General features: G+C 67.8%; 1 protein-coding gene. It reads right to left on the bottom strand.

Annotated features, from left to right (window positions below):
- Positions 1-432 (bottom strand): FAD-dependent oxidoreductase (locus AAHB17_RS24595; protein ID WP_342133691.1); only part of this gene is annotated, 432 nt, incomplete at both ends.

Raw genomic sequence — 432 nt, forward strand, 5'->3', positions numbered from 1 at the left:
ATGGGTGCCCACCATGCCGCCGCCCAGGATCTTGCCGTGGCCATGCGCCTCGGGGCTGTCGTCGAACAGCAGCTTGGTCACGCCCTCGTCTCGGCCATTGGCGATCGCCCGGCCCGAAGCCGTCCAGGGGAACAGGCCCTTCTTGACCTTGATGCCCTGCGCCTTGGCCTGGTCTTCGGTCAGGCCCACCCAGGCCACCTCGGGGTCGGTGTAGGCCACGCTGGGGATCACGCGGGCGTTGAAGGCGGCTGAAGCCAGCTCCTTGTTGCCCTGCAGTTCACCGGCGATGACCTCGGCCGCCACGTGTGCCTCATGCACCGCCTTGTGCGCCAGCATGGGCTGGCCGACGATGTCGCCGATGGCGAAGATGTGCGGCACGTTGGTGCGCATCTGGATGTCGACGTTGATGAAGCCCCGGTCGGTCACGGCCCC

Source organism: Hydrogenophaga sp. OTU3427 (assembly GCF_038440225.1).
In the GTDB taxonomy this organism is placed as follows: domain Bacteria; phylum Pseudomonadota; class Gammaproteobacteria; order Burkholderiales; family Burkholderiaceae_C; genus Hydrogenophaga.